We start from the raw sequence: 21310 nt of genomic DNA on the forward strand, positions 1-21310 counted from the left end.
GGCCAACTGTCTGTCAACGCTGCCATCGGTGCCGTCGGTGCGTACCGGTGGCAGCGGCGAGAGATGAGGACGGTGCGGCGTGTCACCAGAGCACAGCCCCCGGTGACACAGCCCCGGTGACACAGCCCCTGGGTGAGGCAGCTTCCCAGTGAGACACCTTCCCGGTGAGACAGCCCCCGGGGGACACAGCCCCCCCGTGACACAGTCACCTCTGGTGACCGGGACCCACCAGCGAGCCTCTGAAGTCGAGGTTGCGAGATTGAGCGCCGTTGCGAGATTAGCGCCCGGTCGGGCCGGCTCAGGTCCTGCGACCGGCCGCGTGGGTCCCGACCGATGCCAGCTTGACTCGGCAGATCAACGGTTCGGCGTGAGCACCGGTGCGGCGGCCGCAGGTCCCGGGGCGATCCCGCGGCGCCCCGGGATGGCCAGTGCCGCCACCGCTCCGGCCAGCGACAGAGCGCCGCTGACCGCGATCGACACGGCGAACCCGTCGGCGAAGGCGGCTGGCCCCTCGTAGCTCCCGGCCTTGCTGAACACCAGGGCCAGCACCGCGACTCCGAACACCCCGCCGAGTTGGCGGCCGGTGTTGAACACCCCGGAGGCCTTGCCGATCTGCTCGGGGGTGACCGCGTTGAGGACGGCGGTCTGGGTGGCGGGCATCGCCATGCTCACGCCGGCCCCGGCGATGAGCATCGGAGCGATCATCTCTCCATACGGCACGGACGGTGTGGCGACGAGCGCGAGCCATCCCATCCCGGCCGCCTGGAGGGCGAGCCCGAGTGCGGCCGGCGCCCGCGCGCCGATCCGGTTCGTCAGCCGGCCCGCCAACGGTGCCACCACCGTCACGGAAGCGGTCCAGGCCAGCAGGTGCAAGCCGGCGGCCAGTGGAGTGTCGCCGCGCCCTGTCTGGAAGTACTGGGCAGCGAAGAACAAGGACCCGTAGAGCGAGGCGTAGAGGAACACCCCGGCGGTGTTGCCCGCCGCGAAGCCGGGGAGCCGGAACAGCCCCAGCGGCACCATCGGCCGCTGGGCGACTCGCTGCCAGGCCACGAAGGCCGCTCCGCAGAACGCGCCCGCGATCAGCGCCCCGACCACCTCGGCGCTGCCCCACCCGGCAGCGTGCGAGCGGACCAGCCCCCACACCAGCCCGAGCGCGGCACCGGTGACCAGTACCAGGCCGCCGGCGTCCACGGAGCCTGAACCGCCGCGGCTTTCCGGCACCCGGCGCAGCACCAGCGGGATGACGGCCAGACCGATCGGCAGGTTGAGCCAGAAGATCCACTGCCAGGCGAGTCCCTGGGTGACGGCGCCCCCCACGACCGGGCCGGCGACCACCGCGAGCCCGGTCAGCCCGGAGAAGAGCCCCAACGCTCTCGGCCGTTCCGGCGGCGGATAGACGGCGCTGAGCAGCGCCATCGCCAGCGGCATCACCAGTGCCGCACCGGCGCCCTGCACCGCCCGTGCCGCGATCAGCCAGCCGACGCCCGGTGCGAGCGCGCAGGCCGCCGAGGCCGCGGTGAACAGCGTCAGCCCGGTCGTGAAGACCAGCCGCCGCCCGAACCGGTCGCCCAGCACGGCACCGGTCATCAGCAGGACGGCGAAGCTCAGGCTGTAGGCGTTCACCGTCCATTCGAGTTCTTCGATCGAGGTGCCGAGATCCAGCCGGATCCGACTCAGTGCCGTAGTCACCACGGTGGCGTCGAGCGCCACCATCACCGAGGCCGCGGAGGCGAGCCCCAGAACCCATTTTCTGTCCATGTGAGTACCGACCGGCGGCGCTGCTCAATTGGCCGGGCCGGCCCCGATGAATTCCGGCGGCCTGGCGTGTCTGTACAAGAAAGGGAGGAACACAGGGTGACCGTGATCGAGCAGCCGCATGACGAGTTCGTACGCCTGACCGGGCCGTTCCGGCGAGAACTGCTGACCCACTGCTATCGGATGCTGGGGTCGGTGCAGGACGCGGAGGACCTCGTGCAGGAAACCTATCTGCGCGCCTGGCGGTCGTACGCCGACTTCCAGGGCCGCGCCTCGTTGCGTACCTGGCTCTACCGGATCGCCACCAACGCCTGCCTCAACGCGCTGCGGCACGGAAGCCGCCGAGTACTGCCCGCCGGGCTGGGCGGACCGGCCACCGACCCGATCACGCTGGCCCAGCGTGATCCGGACATCCCGTGGCTGGAGCCGATCCCCGACGAACAGGCCGACCCGGCGGCCATCGTGGCCGGACGGGCCGGACTGCGGCTGGCCCTCATCGCCGCCCTGCAGCACCTGCCCGCACGGCAGCGGACCGTGCTCATACTGCGGGACGTGCTGGCCTGGTCGGCGGAGGAGGCCGCCGACGTGCTCGGTGTCACCCCGGCCGCGGTGCACAGCACACTGCAGCGTGCCCGAGCCCACCTCGACCGGCTGGAACCGGCCATCGAGGAGATCGCCGAACCTGCCGAGCAGGAGCAACGCGACCTGCTCGACCGGTACGCCGACGCCTTCCAGCGGGCCGACATCGCCGCGCTGACCAGGCTCCTGACCGAGGACGCGGTCTGGCAGATGCCGCCGAACCCGTCGTGGTTCGCCGGCCGCGACAGCGTCATCGGGCTGCTGACCGCAAGACTGCGCGACAAGGGCACCCGGCTGGTTCCCCTCCGCGCCAACGGGCAGCCGGGCTTCGCCATGTACCACGACGGCGACGCCTTCGCGGTGCAGGTCATCACATGGCGCGGCCCGGCCGTCGCCGCTGTCACCGCCTTCCACGACCCCTCCCTCGTACGGCGGTTCGGGCTGCCTCTCCGTATCTGAAGCCTGACTCCCCGGACCGCAGACGTCTCATCGAGGACCAGCGGTGGTGGCCTCAGGACTCGGAGGGTGAGGACGGATCGCCGTTGACGTGGCGGCCGCGTAGGGCGGCGAATGTCTCAGCCGGCCCGCCCGGGAGAGCGACGTTCACCGACGCGCAGGAGCCCATGGCCGAGAGCGGCACCGGGGCGGCCTTCCTGGCAGGACCCGCCCCGCCCTGTCGGTACAAGGATCAGATGGCCTCAAGTCCCGTGCCCGTCACGGCCAGCAGCCTCTTGTGACGGTGTTCCTGGCCGGAGGCGACCGAGAGGACGGCGCGGGCGACCCCGGCGGAGTCGAGCGGTACCGGGTAGTGCTCCTTGAAGTAGGCCTCCGCCGACTGGCCGGTCCTGGCGCCGTACGCGGCGGCCGCGGCCTCACCGATCGGGGTGCCGACCAGCAACTGGCGCGGGACCAGGGCGACGAACCGAATCCCGAGTTCACGGGCGTCGGCGGCGGACTGAAGGTAGTCGGCCAGGAACATCTGCGTCCGTTTGGCGCCCGCGTACCCGCCCGACAGCGGCGAGCCGCCGAGCCCGGCGCCGCTCGACACGATCACCACGGTCGAGTTGGCGCGCAGCGGCCGTGCCAGCGCGGCGCGGCCGACCTCGAAGGCGATCTTGACGTCCACGTGCCACGGCGCCGAGAACGACTCCCAGTTCTGCTCCTCGATCGGCGCCATCCGCGGGCGCGTACCCGCGGTGACCACCACGAGGTCCGGGTCGGCCTCGTCGAGGAGGGCGGCGACCTGCGCGGGATCCGTGGCGTCCCGCTCGTGACCGGCGGCCAGGACGCGGACTCCGGCGACGGTGAGGGCGTCGGCGGTGGCGCGGCCGACGCCGCTTCCGGCACCGATGACGAGGGCGTGGTGGATGGTCACGATGTTCCTCCGAGACGGGCCGAAGCCGCGGATGTCCTCCGCGCGGGGCCCGGGCTGTCGTACTCGTCGTGGCGGCGCCACCACATACCGGTCTCATTGCGGCCGAGCGGCGCGCGGTCGAGCCACTGCTGCATGCTCCAGAGGCCGTCGATGCCGCGCTCGTACGACGAGTAGGTGTGGTAGACGACACCGTCCTCGCGCGCGAACGCGCTCATGCCCGGTCCCTCTCGCCGATAGGTGTCCCAGTCCGTCCCGACCCTCGACGCGAACTCGCTGAGCTGGACGCCCAGTTCGCCGGGTGGCAACCGGAAGTCCCTGTTCTCGCGGAAGTTGTACGCGACGGCTCCCGACTGCCACTCCTCCTGGGTGTGTGCCACCCCGAAGTCGTAGTTGAAGTCGCTGCCGTACGACGACGCCCAGGGGAAGCCCCAGCCCATCCGCTCCTTGTACGCCTGCAGTTGAGCCAACGGGGCCCGCGACACCGCGCAGAGCGTGACGTCGTGATGCGCGAGGTGGACGACGGAGCCGTCGAAGCCGTCCGCGATCGCCGAACAGGACGGACACCCCGCCTTGTACTCGGGCCCGAACATGAAGTGGTAGATGAGGAGTTGCGAACGCCCGCCGAAGAGAGCCTCCAGGGACGCTGCGCCCGCGTCGGTCTCGAAGCGGTACTGCTTGTCCATGCGGACCCAGGGCAGCTCCTGCCGCCGCCGCGCCAGTTCGTCGCTGTGTCGCGTCAGGGCTTTCTCGGACTCGAGCAGGTCCAGCCTGGCCGCGAGCCACTCTTCACGTGTTCCGGTCTTGTGCTCGGTCATGGTCTCTCCCTTTCCTGCGGTTCATGTAGGACGAGGACGGCGATCACGGACATCCACGTCACGCTCATGACGCCCAGCGCCGGCGGCGTCAGCATCAGCCCGATGCTCGAGCCCACGCAGTACAGTCCGAACGCCCATCCGGAACGGACGCTTTCGCGGCAGCGCCCGCGGAAATGCCGCTTGAGCGGCGTGACCTCGTAGACAGCCGCCGCCATCACCACCGCGCCGGCGGCGAGCGATCCGTGCGGCCGGTACACCGCGTAGACGGCGACGCCGGCGAGGGCCCAGACGGCGAGGTACGACCCGACGAACAGCGGCACGGCGCGCCCCTGACCGCCGCCGGTACGGGCGCGCCGCAACGTTGCCGGCGCCGCGCCCGGCAGCATCATCGCCGCCATCATCGACACCCACAGGGCGAAGAAGGACCCGAACGAAACCAGCCGCCGAAGCGCGGAAGCCGACGCTCGTCCCGCCGTCGGCTGTCGCGCCAACCGAGTTCCGTTGCTCAGGACGTGGCACGGTGCGCCGCCGAGAGGTCCGCCAACTGCAGCTCCAGAGCCTTCGCCACACCACCGCGCCAGCCCTCGGCGAGGGACTCCGACAGCGGGTCGGGGAAGATGTCCTCCTCGTCCTTCTCCACCCCGTCGAAGATGGCCCGCGCCACGGACTCCGCGGAGGCCTTCGGCACATCGATGCCCCGGCTCATGTCGGTGTCCACCGGGCCGGTCAGGACGGCGTGTACGCGCACTCCCCGCTCGGCCAGCAGGGCGCGCAGTGACTGCGTCAGGGAGAACGCGGCCGCCTTCGAGACCGAGTAGGCCGGAATCAGCGGCAAGGGAGCGAGGCCGTTCACCGACAGGTTGTTGACGATCGCTCCCCGCGAACGCAGCAGCAACGGCAGGAACGCCCGCGTCACGTCGTAGGTGCCGAAGAGGTTGACGGCGAGGTGCTGTTCGAGGACGGAACGATCGTTCAGGTCGTCGTAGAGCGCGATGCCGGCATTGTTGACGAGGACATCGAGAGAAGCGACTTCGTCGACGGCTCGTCGCAGCTGCGCCGCGTCGGTCACCTCCAGGGCCAGCGGAGTGACACGCGCGTCCGGGTGGGCCAAAGGCTCGCGCGTCCCGACGTACACCCGCTCCGCACCCCTGCTCAGGGCCTCCTCCACCAACCCCCGGCCGATGCCGCGATTGCCCCCGGTGATCAGAACTGCACTGCCCGTGATGGTTGCCATGGTGACGGTCTCCCTGGTTCCTCATGGAAATGCGGTGTGGAATTGCGGTCGTTCGTTGAGACACGACCGCCCCAGGAAAGTCACCGATGACTTTTCGTCCCGGACGGTGTCCTTATCCGGAGGACGAGTGAAAGAGGCGAGGCGAAAATTCCGTGGTGATCGAATCGACCCTGGCCCGTGCCCGGGCGGGCGACGGCGAAGCGTTCCGTGAGCTCACCGAGCCCTACCGACGCGAGCTCCAGCTGCACTGCTATCGGATCCTCGGATCCGTGCAGGACGCGGAGGACACGGTCCAGGAAACCCTTCTGGCCGCCTGGCGCGGGCTCGGCGGATTCCAGGGACGGGCCTCCGTACGGGCCTGGCTCTACCGCATCGCGACCAACCGCTGCCTGAACGCGCTGCGCGACACGGGCCGCCGGCCGCAGCCGCAGCAGCCGGGCCGCCCTCCGCTCGACGTGCCCGAGCCCACGCGCCGCTCCGAGTCGACCTGGTTCGAGCCCTACCCGGACGCCCTGCTGGACGACCTGCCGGACACGGCCCCGGGACCGGAGGCCCGCTACGAAACGAGGGAGTCGCTGGCTCTGGCCTTCGTGGCCGGACTCCAACGCCTGCCGCCACGCCAGCGCGCGGTACTGGTGCTGCGCGACGTGCTCGGCTTCCGCGCAGCCGAGGTTGCCGACCTGCTCGACAGCAGTGGCGTCTCGGTGAACAGCACCCTGCAGCGGGCGCGTGCGACTCTGGACGGCCAGCTCCCCGAGCGCGACCGCGACCTGGCGCCGCTGCCGCGCTCACCGCGTGAACGCGAGCTCGTCGGGCGGTTCGTGGAGGCGATGGAGAGCTCCGACGTCGACCGGCTCGTCGCGCTGCTGACCGACGACGCATGGCTGACGATGCCGCCCGAGCCCCTCGAGTACCAGGGACACGCGGCGATCAGCCGGTTCTACCGGACCCGCCCTTGGTGGGGCGGTCGGGCGCTCCGGCTGGTCCCCACGCGCGCGAACGGTCAGCCGGCGTTCGGCTGTTACCTCCGCGATCCCCAGAGCCCGATCGCCCACGCGTACGGGCTGGTGGTGCTCGCCCTGGAGGACGACCGGATCTCCGCCATCACCCGCTTCGGCGACAACAGCCTCCTGCCACTGTTCGGGTTGCCCAGAACGCTGCGCATTTAGGACGTGTCCGGGCGAGCCGGAAGGAGGCGGCTCGAGCCGCTTCTGCCGGTCAGCCACCCCCCCCGCTGGACATCTGGCTGGGGGTCGTCCCGCCCCGCTCGAAGGGCGTTCCTGGCAACCCTGAGTGCGCCACCGCCACGAGCGGGCAGCCCAGACCATTCGCCAGGCGCAGTGACAGCCGACTCACGGCCCCGGCTGCGCGACGCGGGTGCCACAGACCGCAGCCGCAGCAGCCGGCCCGCCCCCCCGCTCGACAGCCGACCACCGTACGACCCCGCCGCACAGGTCGAAGATCAAGCTAGGCGGCGTCGAGTTCCCCCAACTCCGTTTCGCTGCGGTTCCTGCGCCTGCAGACCGCCGAGGTGCGCGACGGCGTAGAGGACCGCTACGTCGGCGCGGTCGAGCAGCAACTGCCGGGGCTGCGCCGCGCGGTTGAGCGCTCGGGCGTCGAGAACGGTCAGCGGCGCCCTGCCGCGGCATGCTCGTCGATCGGTCGCCCGTGTATGGAGTACGGGGACTGCTCGGTGCGAAGGCGCTGCGGTCCACGCCGGTCGGCGCCCCACCGCGCCTCGACGGTCTCCGAGGCCGGGGCTTTCGACGAGCCGATCGCCCGTACCTGGCCGATATTCTCTGCCGACCCACTGCGGGAGTTCACGTCGGTGGTGTCGACGAAGTGGGTCCCCGCGTCCAGTGCCCGGTGGATGATCCGGCCGCGGTCGTCGCGTTCTGAGCTGCAGGCCTGTCCGGACATCATGGGGCCCTGGCCCTGGCCCTGGCAGCAAGGGCTGACCCGGATACCGGCCCGACCGGTCCGCCCAAGTCGCGCATCTTCACGGTGACGCCGTGCCCTGTGATTCCGTACAAGCATTTCCGCGCAGGCCCTGAGGTCAGGACCGGGCGGTCGCGGGCAGGCGCGCCGCCCGGTCCTCGTTCACGCCGCCCGCCGCCCGCCGCCCGCCGCCCGCCGCCCGCCGCCCGGCACCGGGGCGGGGCGGGGCGGGGGTCCGACCCGGTCGGGGTCCCTCACCGGTCAGGTGGACGTCTGTCCGTCGAGCGTCTCGCGCAGGATGTCCGCGTGCCCGGCGTGCTGGGCGGTCTCGGCGATGACATGCGCCAGCACCCGGCGCACGCTGCGCACCGCACCCGGCTCGTGCCAGGGCGCCTCCGGCAACGGATGCGTCGCCGACAGGTCGGGTACGGAGGCGATGACCTTCTCGCTCCGCGCGGCGATCTGCTCGTAGCGCTCGAGGATCCCGGCCAGCGTCTCGCCGGGCAGCATCCGGAAGTCGTTCTGGCGGTCGATCGCCCACTGCGGGACCTCGCGTGCGGTGCCGGCCTCGAGGTCGGCCCAGGTGACACCTTCGGGCAGGTCGTAGCGGATCGCCGACGGGCCCTCGACCACGAAGCGCATCCAGCCTTCCTCGGTGGACGCAACGTGTTTGATCAGCCCGCCCAGGCACAGCGCGCTGACCGTCGGGCGCTTGCCGGCCTGCTCGTCGCTGAGCCCGCGCGTCGTGTTGATCAGAGTGGATCGGGCGGTCGCGAGCGCGGCGAGCAGGTCGAGCCGCTCGGCGTCGAGGGTTGAGGGAGGCGTGGTGGCGGTCATGGTGTTCGGGTCCTTCCGGTCGTTCTCGTTGTCCGGCACGGGACAAACAGTCGCAGGAGAAGCGGCCAGGGAGTGTCCGCTTCTCGGGGGAATCTGGAGACATGCCGAAGACCTCATCGCGACTGCTCTCGCTGCTCTCCCTGCTCCAGGCGCGCCGGGACTGGCCGGGGGCGATGCTGGCCGAGCGGCTGGAGATCAGTCCGCGCACCGTGCGCCGCGATGTCGACCGCCTGCGGAAGCTCGGCTACCCCATCGTGGCCTTCAAGGGGCCCGACGGTGGCTACCGGCTCGACGCCGGCACGGAGCTGCCCCCGTTGCTGTTCGACGACGAGCAGGCCATTGCTCTGGCGGTCGCACTCCAGATCGCCACCACCACCGGTGCCGGCATCGAGGAGGCCGCTGCGCGCGCGCTGACCACCGTCCGGCAGGTCATGCCCGCACGGCTGCGGCGCCACATCGACACCCTCCAGGTAACCGCCGTGGAGCGGCCCTCGACCCGGCCGGAACCACAGGTCGACAGCAGCGTGCTCATGGCACTGAGCGTCGTCGTCCACGCCCGCGAAGTGCTGCGCTTCGACTACGCCCCCGCATCCCCACCGGGAGCCGGTCACGACGACCTCGCCGCAACTCCGCCGCGCCGGGTGCAGCCCCATCACCTCGTCACCCGGGGCGGGCGGTGGTACCTGGTGGCCTGGGACCTCGACCGCGACGACTGGCGCACCTTCCGCGTCGACCGGATCACCCCGCGCACCCCCACGGGTCCCCGCTTCACGCCGCGCGAACTGCCCGGAGGGAACGTGGCCGCCTTCGTGACCAGCAGGTTCCATGGCTCCGACGGCTCGGGCGACTGGCCCTGCCGGGGCGAGGTGATCCTCGACCTGCCCGCCGCCGTCGTGTCCCGCCACACCCGCGACGGAGTCGTCGAGGAACTCGGCCCGGATCGCTGCCGACTTGTCCTGGGCTCGTGGTCATGGCCTGGCCTGGCCTGGCCTGGCCGCCGCCATCGGCGGGTTCGACGCCGACATCGCGGTCGTCGGCCCTGCCGAGCTCAAGGACGCCTTCGCCCACCTGGCCCGCCGCTACGCCGACGCCGCGACCGACGCACCCGCCGGCGGGGTCGGCTCGAAGCAGCGCCTGTAAGGGGGATGCACGAGCACCTCCGCCTGGATCAGGGGCGGTGCCCTGCCGGTGGGACGAAGTCGCTGCGAGGTACTCGAGGTACTCCGCGAAAGGGCTTATGGGGCACTTCTCAGGGGCCGCAGTACAGCGGCCCCCGCGCGCAAGAGGGCGGATACGGGTGGTCCCACCCATCGGGTCAAGTCGCGTGGCAGGGCGGGGTCGAGCTCGATGGTCACTCGGATGTATCGGGTGTGCAGCTCAGTGACCTTGGTGTGACGGGGCGCGGCCACGTCGGGTCCGCGCTGCAACGCGGCTCGGTAGGAGTCCTTGCGCTGGTTCACATGCTTTCCTGACGCTTGATGAGCTCGTCCGCGAGGTCCATGTACGCCGAGCCTTTGACCTCGACCGGGCTGCCGAACGACTGGGCATACAGGTCGAGCCGTGGAATATGTGTGGACAGCACGTCGAAGCCCCGCTCGGTGAGAGCCTCGCGGGCATCGGCGTCGGGACCGGTGCGCGTGGCGTCGGGACGATTGGTGCGGTTCAGCAGGACAGCGGCACGGGCCGGCTGGGCACGCAGCGACTGTACGTCGCCCATCTCGCCGCCGATGGGTGCCATGCGGTCCAGCTCGATGGGGGCCGGGGTCACCGGCACGATCCACTCGCTCGCGTACCTCATGATGCTCCGGGCGATGTGGGCGTGGTCCTCCAGCTGCGGGGCGTCGAACACCACGGCCCGCCGGTTGCCCAGGAAGTCGTTCACGCGCCGGTGCACGTCGCCCACCGGAAGGGCGATCACGGGAAACGGGAAGCCACCCGCCAATTCGCTCCAACGCAGTGCGGAGGAAGCGGGGTCACTGTCCACCAGCAGGGGTGGGAGGCCCGACTCGTGAAGTGCGTGAGCCAACCAGACCGCGCTGGTCGTCTTTCCCACTCCGGGTTTCAGGTTCACAAACGCATGGCTCATCAACACAAGAATCAACGCTAATCGTCGCGAGCGGCCGGCTGCCGTCGGCGCGGGGCACACGATCTCATCGTTCACCCCGCGGAGCCGGTGAATCATTCGTGTGGACCAATGCGGAAGCCACCCAGGCCGGGCGGAGCCGGGGGCGGCCGCGGGAACCCTCAAGAGTGCGCGGGCCGCGAACCGAGCGGCCCCGCATGGTTCAGCCCGCTGTCACATGAACGTAGTCACCCGTGGCATTGACCGCCCCGGTGGTGCTCGTTCCGGTGAAGCTCCACCGCCAGTAGCCGTCGGCGACGGCGGTCGTGGTGGTCTTGAGGGTGCCGCCGGTACCGCTGGTCACCGTCTTCACGGTGCTGTAGGTGGTGGTGCCGGCCTTGCGGAACTGGAGCTTCACCGGCTGGCCCTTGTAGCCCGGGTAGCTGCCGTTGTGCCAGTCGGCGCGGCTCAGGGCACCCTTGATGGTGATGACCTCGCCCTTGGCCACCGGTTCCGGAGAGGCGTCGGCGGTGAGCCTGGCGGCACGCTTCATCAGGAAGGCGGCCGCGCTGTCCTTCTGCACGAAGTCCCCGTCCTTGGCGTCCACGGAGGTCCACACGTGCCAGGTACCGGCGTGGGTGTTGGTCAGGCTCGAAACCGGGGTGACCGTGATGCTCGCGGTGCAGACCGAGTCGGTGACGGTTGCGGAGACAGGAGTACAGGTCAGGGGAGCCTCGGACCCGGGTCCGGCGAAGCCGTCGGGGTTGTCGAACGGGCCGTGGTACAGCCACCCGTAGGCGTCGCTGATCCCCGAGTCGTCGCGAGCGGTGATGCGGAGCGTGAACGTCTTCGCCCCGGTGGCGCCCACCACCACCGGCTTGCCGTCGTTGACCGCCACCTCGGTGACCTGGGTGTCCCCTTCGCCCGCGTCCGCGTGGGCGGACGGAACGACGAGAGCGGAGAGGGCCAGTGCGCCCGACAGAGCGGCGACGACAGAACGTATGAGCATGCGTCCTCATAGAGAAGGGTTCAACGCCCGAAACCGGACAGGGACCGAAACAGCTCCCTGAGCATACGGATCCGACAGCCCTCCCCGAGCTCCTTCACAGCGAAAGCGGCAGTGGCGTGTACGACACGACGGAGCCCTTGCACGGGAGGCGACTCCGATGGCCGTTCCGCTGCTTCCTCGGCCGAGTTCAGTCGGTGAGTTCGCTGATGAGCGCGCTGACTTGTGCTGTTTCGTTGAGGAATCCGTCGTGGCCGGAAGGGGACTCGATGACGCGGACTCGATCGGAGCCGGGGATGCCGTTCGCCAACTCGGCTTGCTGGGTCAGGGGGTAGAGGCGGTCGGAGTCGACTCCGGCGACCAGCGTGTCGGCCGTCACGCGGCGCAGGGCTGTCTGGACGCCGCCTCGGCCGCGGCCGATGTCGTGGCTGTTCATCGCCTCGGTCAGTACGACATAGCTGGCGGCGTCGAAGCGGCGTATCAGCTTGGCGGCGTGGTGGTCGAGATAGGACTCCACCTGGAACCGGCCTCCGTGCCAGGGATCCTCGGCGCCTTGCGGGGTGCGGCCGAAGCGGGTCTGGAGTTCTCGTTCGCTGCGGTACGTCACATGGGCCAGCCGCCGGGCGAGGCCGAGGCCGGTGTGCGGGCCGTTGCCCGGGCCCGCGTCGTGGTAGTCGCCGCCGTGCCAGCCCGGGTCCGAACGGATCGCGTGCAGCTGGATGTTGGCGTACGCGATCTGCTCGGCGCCGGCTGCCGCCGGGCAGGCCAGCAAGAGGAGGGAGGCGACGCGCTCCGGGTGTGACACCGCCCATTCGAGAGCGCGCATGCCGCCCATGGAGCCACCGATCACCAGAGCCCAGCGGTCGATGCCCAGCGCGTCCGCCACGTCGGCCTCGGCGGTGACCTGGTCGCGTTGTGTCAGATACGGGAACGAGCCGCCCCAGGTGCGCCCGTCCGGCCGGGTCGACGACGGGCCCGTACTGCCCTGGCAGCCGCCGAGCACGTTGGGCGCGACGACGAACCAGCGGTCGCTGTCCAGTGCCAGGCCGGGGCCGATGAGCCCGTTCCACCAACCGGGCGTGGGATGACCCGGGCCGGCGGCTCCGCTCACGTGGCTGTCCCCGGTCAGCGCGTGCAGGACGAGCACCGCGTTGGAGCGGTCCGGCGCGAGTCGCCCCCAGGTCTCGAACGCGAGCCGCACACCGGGCAGTTCACCGGCCGCCTCCAGCGCCAACGGCTCCTCCTGGACGTGCCATTGGCGTCGTCCCGGCGGGTCTCCCTCCCGCCAGGCCCCGGTGGCCGGCGGGAGGGAGACCGCGGAAGGCGTCAGTGCCGTACTCAGGACGCGGCCTTCGCCGCGCGGAACCCCGCTTCCAGGTCCGCCTTCAGATCGGCGAGGTTCTCGATGCCGACCGAGAGGCGTACCAGGCCGGGGGAGGTGCCGGTGGCCGCCAACTGCTCCTCGTCCAGTTGGCTGTGCGTGGTGGACGCCGGATGGATGATCAGGCTGCGTACGTCGCCGATGTTGGCGAGATGACTGAACAGTTCGACGGTGTCGACGAAGCGCTTGCCGGCCTCGACCCCGTCCCGCAGTTCGAACGCGAGTACCGCTCCGGCACCGCGCGGAAGGTACCGCTGGGCGGCTTCGTACCAGCGATTGGACTCCAGCCCCGGGTAGTGCACGGCGGCGACCTCGTCGCGCTGCTCCAGCCATTCGGCCAGGGCCTGGGCGTTGGCGGAGTGCCGCTCGATGCGCAGGCTCAGTGTCTCCACGCCCTGGAGCAGCAGGAACGCGGAGTGCGGCGAGAGGGCCGGTCCGATGTCACGCAGCAACTGCACGCGCAGCTTGATGGCGAAGGCGCCCGGGCCGAGAGCAGGCCAGTACCGCAGGCCGTGGTAGCTGGGGTCGGGCTCGCTGAAGTCGGGGAACCGGTCGGCGTGGGCGCCGAAGTCGAAGGTGCCACCGTCGACGACGACGCCTCCGATCGTGGTGCCGTGCCCGCCGAGGAACTTGGTCGCCGAGTGGACGACGATGTCGGCTCCGTGCTCGATGGGCCGCAGCAGATAGGGCGTCGGCACCGTGTTGTCCACGATCAGCGGGACGCCGGACTCGTGGGCGACATCCGCGATCGCCCGGACGTCGAGGACATTGTCGCGGGGATTGCCGAGCGTCTCGGCGAACAGAGCCTTGGTGTTGGGCCGCACGGCGGCACGCCAGGCGTCGAGATCATCCGGGTCGTCGACGAAGGACACCTCGATGCCGAACCTGGGCAGCGTGTGCCGGAACAGGTTGTACGTACCGCCGTAGAGCGACGTGCTGGAGACGATGTGGTCGCCGGAGCTCGCCAGCGTCAGGATCGCCAAGGTCTCCGCAGCCTGCCCCGAGGCCAGCGCCACCGCGGCCACGCCGCCCTCGAGCGCGGCGACGCGCTGCTCGAAGACATCCTGCGTGGGGTTGTGGATACGGGTGTAGATGTTCCCCGGCTCGGCCAGCGAGAACAGGTCGGCCGCGTGCTGGGTGTCACGGAAGACGAAGGACGTCGTCTGATAGATCGGCACCGCACGGGCGCCCGTCGTGGGATCCGGCACCGCGCCGGCGTGGATCTGCTTGGTCTCGAACGACCATGCGGAGGTATCAGGCCCGGTGGGCTCTTCTTCGGGGGTGTGACCCGCGGTGACGGAGTCGAGGGGCTGGCTCATGGTTCTCCCTTGTGCGGGGGCGCGCCGAGCATGCGCGAGCGCGCGGAGAGGTGCTGGGATTCCGGCTGTACGTGGGCGAGAGAAGGGCCGGTCAACCGCCGGCCCGCGAGATCAGCGCGAGGCCGGACAGGCGCAGCTCGCGACACGCACGCAGTGGGCGTGGCGACAGGTCACGAGCGAGGTCATGCGGCCAGGGAAACACATCCCCGACAGCGCGCACCAGAGACCTCACGTGAGGTCGGGCATTGTTCACGGAGCCGCAATGATGCGCGCGGACTCATCGGTCCGTTGCCCAAAGGGACGGGGTAACGGACCAGCTCAGCAGGCCCAACTGTCCTGGTGCGGCACGGAAGTTCTCGGTGGCGGCGGCTCGGTCCGATCGCACAACTCAACCGGCAGGGGCGCAGGGTGGCGCGCCCGCGCCGGCTTTGCGTTCCAGCAGCATTCCGGCGTTGCGCGGCGCGTAAGGTGCCCGAATGATCGGGGTACCGGACGCGTTCAAGCGGAGCACCGTGGAGCGCGAAGGAGAGACCGGAGCGGCGTGGCTCGCCGAGTTGCCCAGGCTCGTGGACCAGCTGCTGGAGCGCTGGGAGTGTGTGCCGGACGGCGAGGTCATGCACGGGGGTGTCGGGGTGATCGTCCCGGTGCGAGGGCGGACCGGGGAGGCCTTCGTACTGAAGGTGTGGTTTCCGCATTACGGCAACGTCCATGAGCCGGACGCGTTCGCGGCGTGGGGCGGGCGCGGGGCTGTCCTGCTGCACGAGCGTGACGACGAGCGGTTCGCGATGCTGCTCGAGCGGGCCGGGGCGCCGGCCCTGGCGGAGATCGAGGACGGCGACGGGCCGGCCACGGTCGCAGGGCGGATCAACCGCCGGTTGGCCCTCCCCGCGCCGCCCGGTCTGCCCCGGTTGCGGGAGCAGGCCGACGCCTGGGAGGAGCAGCTGCGCAGGGACGCGGAGGAGCTGACGCACGCGCTGCCGGGTCACGTGGTGGACGGCGCCCTCGCGACCGTCCGCGAGCTGGGCCGCGCCCAGCCGGACATCCTCGTCCACGGCGACCTCCACGCCAGAAACATCCTCCGCGCGGATCGGGAGCCATGGCTCGCCGTCGACCCCAAGGGGTACGCAGGAGACCCCGCCTATGACGGCGGTACGCTGATCAAGTCGCGCGTGGTGAGGCTCGTCGAAGCGGACGACCTGCGCAAGGCTGTCCACCGCACTCTGGACGTCTTCGCCGATGCCGCGGAACTCGATCGCGAACGCGTCCGGCGTTGGGCCCAGCTGCATGCGGTCCAGGCTGCCTTCTCGGGCCGCCGTCGCGGCTTCCGTATGGCCCGCAGCGGACCACGACTGGACTGGCTCACCGCATGCGCGGACCGTTTGGCGGAAGTGCTCACCGAGCGTTCCTGAACAAAGGCGTGAACAGAGATGCAGCCGATGCAGCCGACCTGGCACCAGGTTCTCGAACCCGCGGAAGATCACGTGGAGCAGCTACGAGGCCGGGATCAGCACCGGTTTGATGCTTGCGCCAGTGGTGGTGTCGGCCTCGGCCTGGTTGATCTCGTGCAGGGGGTAGGTGGTGATGAGTCTGTCGAAGGGGAAGCGGCCCTGTTTCCACAGGGCGATGAGGCGTGGGACGAGCAGCTGAGGGACGGCGTCGCCTTCGAGGATGCCCGTGAGGGTGCGTCCGCCGGCCAGCGCGAAGGGGTCCAGGACGAGGTCGCCCTGTTGGATGCCGACGAGCCCGCACATGCCGGTGGGACGGAGACTGTTGACGGCGGTGGTGATGACGGAGGGGACGCCCGTGGTGTCGAGGGAGTACTGTGCGCCGTCGCCGGTCAGGGCGAGGATCTGGGCGGCGATGTCGGCGTCGGAGCCGTTGATGGTGTGCGTGGCGCCGAGTTCGGCGGCGAGGTCGAGGCGGCCCTGGTGCAGGTCTACGGCGATGACCGTGGCGGCCCCGGCGACGCCCGCGGCCATCACGGCGGCGAGTCCGACTCCGCCGGTGCCGAACACGGCGATGCTGGAACCTGGGGTGACAGCGAGCGAGTTGAACACCGAGCCGGCGCCGGTCAGCAGGGAGCAGCCGAGCGGCCCGAGCAGTTCCAGCGGGAGGTCGCGCTCCACCCGGACGACATTGCGGGCCGTCGCGATGGTGTGGGTGGCGAAGCTGGACTGGGCGAACCACCGGGCGGCGACCGGCTTGCCGTCCTGGCCGGTGGCACAGTGGGAGCCGTCGGCGGCCAGTCCGGTGAGGTTGCGCGGGAAGAACTCGGCGCAGTAGGCGGGGTGCGCGGCCCGGCAGTTGGCGCAGGTGCCACAGGAGTCGAAGGAGAGCACCACGGGATCTCCCACCGAGAGCGTGGTGACTCCGGTTCCGACGGCCTCGATGGTCCCGGAGCCTTCGTGGCCGAGGATCACCGGCTTCCCGATCAGCTCGGTGCGCCCGAGCAGGTCGGTGTGGCACAGACCGGTTCCGGCGATCTTGACGAGGACCTCGCCGGGACCGGGGTCGTCGAGCTCGACCTGTTCGATGGTGTACGGCGCGCCCTCGGCGCGGAGCACTGCGGCGTCGGTCCACATGCGGTCAACCCTTCAGCGTGTAGTGGATGGGCAGGCGCTTGAGACCGCCGACGAAGGTGGTGGCTGCCCACTCCGGCCGGCCGGCGAGTTCGACGGACTCCAGCCGTGGCAGCAGTTCGGCGAACAGGGAGCGGGTCTCCATCCGGGCCAGGGCGGCGCCGAGGCAGTAGTGGACACCGAAGCCGAAGGCGAGATGCTTGTTGGGGTCACGGCCGACGTCGAAGCGGAACGGCTCGTCGAAGACGTCCTCGTCGCGGTTGGCGGACGGATACGACAACAGCACCGACTCGCCCTCCCGCACGAGGACTTGACCGACCCGGGCGTCGGCGGTCGCGGTGCGCATGAACTCCTTGACGGGAGTCACCCAGCGGATCATCTCGTCGACGGCGGTCGGCAGCAGGGCGGGGTCGTCGCGCAACCGGCGCAGTTCACCCGGGTGCTGGATGAGCGCGTGCAGGCCGCCGGAAATGGTGGAGCTGGTGGTGTCATGACCGGCGGTGGCGATGATGACGTAGTACGAGAGAGTGTCGATGTCCGACAGGTGCGCACCGTCGACGCGGGCGTTGGCGATCGCCGACGCCAGGTCGTCGGTGGGGGCGGCCCGGCGCGCGTTGGTGAGATCCTGGAAGTAGGTGAAGAAGTCGAGCAGCGTCGCCAGGACGTCGTCGGCCTCGGCGCCGCGCCGCAGTTCGGGGTCGCCCTCGCCGAACAGCTCCTGGGTGAGTTTGAGCATGCGCGGGAAGTCCGATTCGGGCAGCCCCAGCAGCGAGAGGATCACATACAGCGGGTAGTGGACGGCGATCTGCTGGACGAAGTCGCACTCGCCGCCCAACTCGGCCATCCGGTCGACATAGGTGCGGGCCAGCTCGTCCACCCGTTGCTGCATGGCGCGCATCGCCTTGGGCCGGAACCAGTCGGCGCCGATCGCCCGGACCACCCGGTGCTCCGGGTCGTCCATGTGGACGAGCGTGCGCAACGCCGTTCCCTCCGCCTCGCGTTGCCTCTGCCGGGCGTCCATCTCGGCGGGCACCAGCAGCGACCGGGGAGCGTTGTGGAACAGCGTGTGGTTCCGCTCGATCTCCAGGATGTCGGCGTGCCGGGTCACGGCCCAGAACGGCCCGTACCCCTCCGCCTCGACCCGGTGCACGGGGTCCTCCCGGCGCAGCAGAGCCAGCGCCTCGTGGAACCGGGGCTCATCGGCGTACGCGGCCGGTTCGGCGAGGGCGAGCCCCGCCTCCCTCACGGTCATCGTCATGGGGTGACCTCCTGCTCGTTCTTGGCGAACTCATCACGGAGCACGCGTTTGTGGAGCTTTCCTGTGGGGTGGCGCGGCAGTTCGGCGCGGAAGTCGACCGACCGGGGGCACTTGTAGTGGGCCAGGTGGTCGCGGCAGTAGGCGATGAGTTCGGCGGCCAGCTCCGGTCCCGCCTCGTCCATGCACTCCGGCTGTACGACCGCTTTGACCTGCTCACCCATCTCCGGGTCGGGTACGCCGATGACCGCGACGTCGATGACCCTGGGGTGCATGGCCAGGACGTTCTCGGACTCCTGCGGATAGACGTTCACGCCACCGCTGATGATCATGTGGGAGAGCCGGTCGGTGAGGTAGAGGAAGCCGTCCTCGTCCAGGTAGCCCACGTCGCCGAGAGTGGCCCAGCCGCGCCCTTTCGGGTCGCGGGTGGCGGCGGTCTTGGCCGGGTCCCCGTGGTACTCGAACTCGGGTCCGTCGGAGAAGTAGAGAATGCCGACCTCGCCCGGCGGGAGCTCAGCGCCCTCCGCGTCGCAGACATGGGGCCGGCCGACCAGTGTCCGGCCCACCGTGCCCTTGTGGGTGAGCCAGTCGGCGGAGTCGACGTAGGTGAAGCAGGCCGCCTCCGTGCCGGAGTAGTACTCGTGCAGAACCGGCCCCCACCACTCGATCATCCGCTCCTTGACCGGGATCGGGCACGGTGCGGCGGCGTGCACGGCGTACCGCAGGCTCGACAGGTCGTGGCGGGCGCGGGTCTCGGCGGGCAGCTTCAGCATCCGGATGAACATCGTCGGCACCCACTGGCTGTGGGTGACGCGGTACGTCTCGATCGCGGCGAGCGCCTGCTCGGCGTCGAACGACTCCAGCACCACCACCGGCACGCCGAACCGCTGCATCGTCAGGCAGTACCGCAAGGGCGCGGCGTGGTAGAGCGGAGCCGGGGACAGATAGACGGAGTCCTCGGCGGGCGCGAACAGCAGTGACACCAGCTTGGCGAGCGAGTCGGGGGTGCCCATGGGGTCCAGCCGCAGCGCCGGCTTGACACCCTTGGGCCGGCCGGTGGTGCCCGAGGAGTACAGCATGTCCGCGCCCTCCAGCTCGCCCGGCAGGGGAGTGGCGGGAGCGGCTCCGGTCGACTCCTCGTAGGAGACGAAGCCCTCGGCTGCCGCGTCCAGCATGAGGCGCAACCGCACCCGCGGCGTACGAGCGGACAGCTCCACCGCGATCTCGGCCACCGCGGCGGAGGCGACGAAGACCTGCGCCCCGCAGTCGTCGACGATGTAGGCGCACTCGTCGGCCTGCAGTCTCGGACTGACCGCGGTGTAGTACAGGCCGGACCGCTGCGCCGCCCACGCGACGGCCAGGAACTCCCACCGGTTCTCGAGCATGAACGCGATGTGGTCCCCGGGTCGCAGCCCGGCGTCGTACAGCACGTGCGCCAACCGGTTCGCCGCCCGGTCGAGTTCCGCGAAGGTGACCGTCAGCCCCGAACCGGCCATGAACACTGCGGGCTTGTCCGGATGGTCGGCCGCGACCTTCCCGAGATGCATATGAGGCTCCTCGCCTACGGGAGATAAATCGACTTGAGCTGCTGGAAGGCGGTCAGGCCTTCGGGGCCGAGTTCACGGCCCATGCCGCTGGCCTTGACGCCGCCGAAGGGTGAGCCCGGATCAAGTGCGTATCCGTTGACGCCGATCGTGCCGGTCCGGACCCGGCGGGCGACGTCCAGACCACGCTCCGGGTCGGCGGTCCACACGCTGCCGGCCAGTCCGTAGTCGGAGTCATTGGCGATCGCCACCGCCTCGTCGACATCGTCGTAGGCGATCACCGACAGTACGGGGCCGAAGATCTCCTCGCGGGCGATCGTCGCGGAGTTGTCCACGTCGGCGAAGACCGTCGGCTGGACGAACCAGCCGCGGTCCAGGCCCGCGGGCCGCCCGCCTCCGGTGGTGAGCCTGGCGCCCTCGCCGATGCCCTTGGCGATGTAGTCCTCGACCCGGTCGCGTTGCCGCCGGGACACCAGTGGGCCGATCTGGGTGGCGTCGTCCAGCGGGTCGCCGACCTGGAGCGAGGACGCCAGGCCCGTGAGGATGTCGACGACCGAGCCGTAGCGGCTGAGCGGTGCGAGGACCCGGGTGCCGAGGTAGCAGGTCTGACCGTTGTTGAGCAGCGTCGCGGAGAAGAACGCGCTGAGTTGCCCGGCGAGGTCGGCGTCGTCCAGGACGATCGCCGCGGATTTGCCGCCGAGCTCGAGCGTCACCGGTCGCAGCAGCCGCCCGCACTCCTCGGCGATCTTCCGTCCCGTCTCGGTCGACCCGGTGAACGCCACCTTGTCCACTCCTGGGTGCCGGACCAGACTGGCGCCGGCCTCCCGGCCGGCCGGCACGATGTTGACCACACCGGGCGGCAGTTCGGCCTCCGCCACCGCTTCGGCGAGCAGGAAGGCGTCCAGCACCGTCTCCGGCGCGGGCTTGACGACCACGGTGCATCCGGCGGCCAGGGCCGGCGCGAGTTTGAAGAACGTCAGCGTCTGCGGGAAGTTCCACGGCACGATCGCGGCCACCACACCGACGGGTTCGCGGCGGACGACCGTACTGCCGCCGACCAGTGACGCCCGGGTCTCCTCCGCGGGCGCACTGCGGGCCAGCCCGGCGAAGTACGGCACCAGCAGCCGGCCCGACACCGCCTCGCTCATCCGGCCGATGCTGATCGGCATGCCGTTCTGGCCGCTCACCAGCCGGGCGAACTGCTCACCGCGCTTGGCCAACGCCGTCGCGAACCGCTCCAGCGCCTCTCCGCGCCGGTCCGGGCTCCAGCTCGCCCACCCGGACGGATCGTCGAACGCCTCCCGCGCCGCGGCCACCGCGCGGTCGATGTCGCCCTCCCCGGCTTCCGGCACGCTGCCCAGGGGCTCTTCGGTACTGGCCGAGTACACCTCGATGCGGCGGGTGCCGATCGGCAACTGCCATCGCCCGCCGATGAACAGCGAGTCATGCGTGTGCTTCAAGGTCCACTCCTCACTGATCGCCCAGCCGAGGGAAGGGGGGCGGCGGGGGGATATTTCAGACGATGAACGTCCGATATTGGGAACGCTAGGGACAAGTCCAGATCGGAGCAAGACTCTGCGCACGACACGGTCGGACCGGCCGACGAGCCCCGAACTACCCGACGATCAGGC

The 21310-nt window shown here is 70.4% G+C and carries 18 protein-coding genes and 2 pseudogenes; 4 read left to right on the forward strand and 16 right to left on the reverse strand.

What is annotated here, in order from left to right; translation table 11 throughout:
- Positions 1-354: 354 nt before the first annotated feature.
- Positions 355-1758, reverse strand: a complete 1404-nt coding sequence (locus ACFVXA_RS08505; RefSeq protein WP_390024321.1) for a DHA2 family efflux MFS transporter permease subunit — start codon at positions 1756-1758, stop codon at positions 355-357.
- A gap of 96 nt (positions 1759-1854) precedes the next feature.
- Between ACFVXA_RS08505 and ACFVXA_RS08510 the strand changes: the two genes are divergently transcribed.
- The gene (locus ACFVXA_RS08510; protein WP_383908080.1) at positions 1855-2793 is read left to right on the forward strand and encodes a sigma-70 family RNA polymerase sigma factor; all 939 of its coding nucleotides are present in this window, start codon (positions 1855-1857) and stop codon (positions 2791-2793) included.
- Between the two features lie 229 nt (positions 2794-3022).
- Here ACFVXA_RS08510 and ACFVXA_RS08515 read toward each other — a convergent pair whose 3' ends face one another.
- From ACFVXA_RS08515 to ACFVXA_RS08530, 4 genes are all read right to left on the reverse strand, one after another.
- Complete coding sequence (locus tag ACFVXA_RS08515; protein WP_390024323.1) at positions 3023-3709, reverse strand: SDR family NAD(P)-dependent oxidoreductase; 687 nt, start codon at positions 3707-3709, stop codon at positions 3023-3025.
- The gene (locus ACFVXA_RS08520) at positions 3706-4524 is read right to left on the reverse strand and encodes a DUF899 domain-containing protein (RefSeq protein ID WP_390024325.1); all 819 of its coding nucleotides are present in this window, start codon (positions 4522-4524) and stop codon (positions 3706-3708) included. The genes ACFVXA_RS08515 and ACFVXA_RS08520 overlap by 4 nt, the downstream gene beginning before the upstream one ends.
- Positions 4521-4931, reverse strand: coding sequence for a DUF2182 domain-containing protein (locus tag ACFVXA_RS08525; RefSeq protein WP_389939574.1), 411 nt, complete (start codon positions 4929-4931; stop codon positions 4521-4523). The genes ACFVXA_RS08520 and ACFVXA_RS08525 overlap by 4 nt, the downstream gene beginning before the upstream one ends.
- A gap of 98 nt (positions 4932-5029) precedes the next feature.
- Complete coding sequence (locus ACFVXA_RS08530; protein ID WP_389939572.1) at positions 5030-5758, reverse strand: SDR family NAD(P)-dependent oxidoreductase; 729 nt, start codon at positions 5756-5758, stop codon at positions 5030-5032.
- A 155-nt stretch (positions 5759-5913) separates the two neighbouring features.
- Here ACFVXA_RS08530 and ACFVXA_RS08535 point away from each other — a divergent pair, with 155 nt between their 5' ends.
- Positions 5914-6927, forward strand: a complete 1014-nt coding sequence (locus tag ACFVXA_RS08535) for a sigma-70 family RNA polymerase sigma factor (protein ID WP_390024327.1) — start codon at positions 5914-5916, stop codon at positions 6925-6927.
- 317 nt (positions 6928-7244) lie between these two features.
- Here ACFVXA_RS08535 and ACFVXA_RS08540 read toward each other — a convergent pair.
- From ACFVXA_RS08540 to ACFVXA_RS08550, 3 genes and pseudogenes are all read right to left on the reverse strand, one after another.
- A pseudogene (locus ACFVXA_RS08540) lies at positions 7245-7388 on the reverse strand (winged helix DNA-binding domain-containing protein); the annotation flags it as partial.
- Positions 7385-7681: a hypothetical protein gene (locus ACFVXA_RS08545; RefSeq protein ID WP_390024446.1), complete on the reverse strand. Its 297-nt coding sequence runs from the start codon at positions 7679-7681 to the stop codon at positions 7385-7387. The pseudogene ACFVXA_RS08540 and the gene ACFVXA_RS08545, both read right to left, overlap by 4 nt.
- Before the next feature lie 276 nt (positions 7682-7957).
- Positions 7958-8533 carry a DinB family protein gene (locus ACFVXA_RS08550; RefSeq protein WP_390024432.1) on the reverse strand — a complete coding sequence of 192 codons (576 nt, stop codon included), beginning with the start codon at positions 8531-8533 and terminating at the stop codon, positions 7958-7960.
- 101 nt (positions 8534-8634) lie between these two features.
- Between ACFVXA_RS08550 and ACFVXA_RS08555 the strand changes: the two are divergent.
- Positions 8635-9673: pseudogene (locus tag ACFVXA_RS08555) on the forward strand (helix-turn-helix transcriptional regulator).
- Positions 9674-9989: 316 nt separating this feature from the next.
- On the opposite strand, the gene ACFVXA_RS08560 reads toward ACFVXA_RS08555, so the two are convergent.
- From ACFVXA_RS08560 to ACFVXA_RS08575, 4 genes are all read right to left on the reverse strand, one after another.
- Positions 9990-10694, reverse strand: coding sequence for an AAA family ATPase (locus ACFVXA_RS08560; protein WP_383908098.1), 705 nt, complete (start codon positions 10692-10694; stop codon positions 9990-9992).
- Positions 10695-10818: 124 nt separating this feature from the next.
- The gene (locus ACFVXA_RS08565; RefSeq protein WP_384024623.1) at positions 10819-11604 is read right to left on the reverse strand and encodes a calcium-binding protein; all 786 of its coding nucleotides are present in this window, start codon (positions 11602-11604) and stop codon (positions 10819-10821) included.
- A 187-nt stretch (positions 11605-11791) separates the two neighbouring features.
- Positions 11792-12931, reverse strand: a complete 1140-nt coding sequence (locus ACFVXA_RS08570; RefSeq protein WP_390024434.1) for a homoserine O-acetyltransferase — start codon at positions 12929-12931, stop codon at positions 11792-11794.
- Positions 12932-12939: 8 nt separating this feature from the next.
- Positions 12940-14301: a bifunctional o-acetylhomoserine/o-acetylserine sulfhydrylase gene (locus ACFVXA_RS08575; protein WP_390024329.1), complete on the reverse strand. Its 1362-nt coding sequence runs from the start codon at positions 14299-14301 to the stop codon at positions 12940-12942.
- 476 nt (positions 14302-14777) lie between these two features.
- Between ACFVXA_RS08575 and ACFVXA_RS08580 the strand changes: the two genes are divergently transcribed.
- Positions 14778-15710 (forward strand): aminoglycoside phosphotransferase family protein, encoded by a 933-nt coding sequence (locus ACFVXA_RS08580; protein ID WP_390024331.1) that lies wholly within the window; start codon positions 14778-14780, stop codon positions 15708-15710.
- An 81-nt stretch (positions 15711-15791) separates the two neighbouring features.
- Here ACFVXA_RS08580 and ACFVXA_RS08585 read toward each other — a convergent pair whose 3' ends face one another.
- From ACFVXA_RS08585 to ACFVXA_RS08600, 4 genes are read right to left on the reverse strand one after another with little or no spacing between them, the layout of a single operon-like run.
- A complete protein-coding gene (locus tag ACFVXA_RS08585) occupies positions 15792-16883 on the reverse strand; it encodes an NAD(P)-dependent alcohol dehydrogenase (protein WP_390024333.1) in 1092 nt (363 codons plus the stop codon).
- Positions 16884-16887: 4 nt separating this feature from the next.
- The gene (locus ACFVXA_RS08590; protein ID WP_362025394.1) at positions 16888-18138 is read right to left on the reverse strand and encodes a cytochrome P450; all 1251 of its coding nucleotides are present in this window, start codon (positions 18136-18138) and stop codon (positions 16888-16890) included.
- Complete coding sequence (locus tag ACFVXA_RS08595) at positions 18135-19682, reverse strand: AMP-binding protein (protein WP_390024336.1); 1548 nt, start codon at positions 19680-19682, stop codon at positions 18135-18137. Before ACFVXA_RS08595 ends, ACFVXA_RS08590 begins: the two co-directional genes overlap by 4 nt.
- A gap of 14 nt (positions 19683-19696) precedes the next feature.
- The gene (locus ACFVXA_RS08600) at positions 19697-21139 is read right to left on the reverse strand and encodes an aldehyde dehydrogenase (RefSeq protein ID WP_390024338.1); all 1443 of its coding nucleotides are present in this window, start codon (positions 21137-21139) and stop codon (positions 19697-19699) included.
- Positions 21140-21310: the final 171 nt, after the last annotated feature.

The organism is Streptomyces sp. NPDC058246, assembly GCF_042881985.1.
In the GTDB taxonomy this organism is placed as follows: Bacteria; Actinomycetota; Actinomycetes; order Streptomycetales; family Streptomycetaceae; genus Streptomyces.